At 43.8% G+C, this 1,485-nt stretch carries 1 protein-coding gene; it reads right to left on the bottom strand.

The window, feature by feature from the left end:
- Positions 1–114 precede the first annotated feature (114 nt).
- Positions 115–429, bottom strand: coding sequence for a hypothetical protein (locus GWQ22_RS21325; protein ID WP_275931606.1), 315 nt, complete (start codon positions 427–429; stop codon positions 115–117).
- Positions 430–1,485 lie beyond the last annotated feature (1,056 nt).

Genomic DNA, 1,485 nt, shown 5'->3' with positions numbered 1-1,485 from the left:
CGAACAGGGATTGCAGGCTGGAGCTCACTCTGGGAAGGCTGGCAAACACTGCAAAGTAAACTGGACGGCTTTATTGCCGCCAAAGAGATGATGGCTTCGGGGATCAAGATCTGATCAAGAGACAGCAATAAGACACCTAAATGAAGATGCAAACGGCAAATATAATCCAGCCTCATATGAATTATGCATTCCTCTTAACCATTCATAATTTTTAGCAATTGCAGATAAAGAACCAAAATTTGCTCTATACAATAATTCCTTCATATATTGAGATTGCCCCTCACATGGAGAGGTTTGCATTAGGGATGTAAATTCACTCTCGTTCATGAAATGATATTTATGATTTCTAACTTCGGAAAGAATCTTATTAATTACGAGGATAAACTGTGATGCATATTTACCTAGTATTTTTTCGTACGTGTTTTCCATTACAACTTAACTCCTTTGATGAGCCTGAATATTTAGCCAATAATCGATTTGGCATATAACGCCTCAAACAACGGCTTGGTAAAGTTGGCGGCCTTTTTGCCCATGCAAAAAAGCTGACAGCTTTACCAAGTCCGCTTGCTTTGACTTGTTAAGTATTCAAAGTTATGGACACTTAGACGCCCAAATAGCATTGGCGGCTAGAGTTAGTTTGCATTGATCTTCTGCTTTAAAGACACCAGGGATTTCCCTACCACAAAATCGCTCATATTTTATGGCAGTATCTGAATGGTAAAATAAACGGCAAGATGAAGATTCAGACGATTGTCTAACAGCGACCGAAGCGATGCAGTCTGCATCAGCTGCACAGAGGGTCTGGCACCCGCCATTAACTGATTCAAATATAGACATAGTTCCTGATTTAGCGATATATCCGCCCTCTAGCTCCCACCACCCTTCCTTAACGGTAACGCCATCTGAGTTTACGAAGTCTCGTAGGCTTATGCTGAGTAATCCATTGCTTGGGCTATCGCCACAGCTTAGAAGTCTATTGCCCGTACCATCGTCAAAAAAGTTTGTAGATATCATTCTTGTCAATGTACCGGTGGGGACTGTATGAGTACTGGATGGGCAGCCTACTGGATATATATTGTTTGCCGCTAAGGCCTCACACATATGCTGATGATTCAGTTCTACTGTCTGGTTTTGTGACAAAACAGAATTGAAGCGACAATCATAGGCATCCCATAATCCATCATGATTGGTGTCTTCATCGATATCGTCAACTCGATCACCATTTAGATCCCAGCAATTAATGCCAGCAACTCCAGCCGCTCCGGTTGCCCCTTGAGGACCTGCAGATCCAGCAACGCCGGTTTCTCCATTTTGTCCGGTCGATCCATTATCGCCCTCTAACGGGCAGCCTGTAAGAAGAAGTAATGGGATGGTCGCCCCTCCCCAAAACGGCATCTGAGTGCCAAAGTGGCGAATGTAAGTTCCCACTGATGAGAGAGGCGACCACCATGAAGGCTACGGCTATCGGCATCGATCTGGCAAAAC

The organism is Aeromonas sp. 1HA1 (genome assembly GCF_029237385.1).
In the GTDB taxonomy this organism is placed as follows: domain Bacteria; phylum Pseudomonadota; class Gammaproteobacteria; order Enterobacterales; family Aeromonadaceae; genus Aeromonas; species Aeromonas popoffii.
Note: the sequence above shows the minus strand (reverse complement) of the source record. Positions and strands in the feature narration are given on the sequence as shown.

Coding starts and splice junctions, on each gene's coding strand:
- GWQ22_RS21325 (WP_275931606.1), bottom strand. CDS start 429: ATGGAAAACACGTACGAAAAAATACTAGGTAAATATGCATCACAGTTT.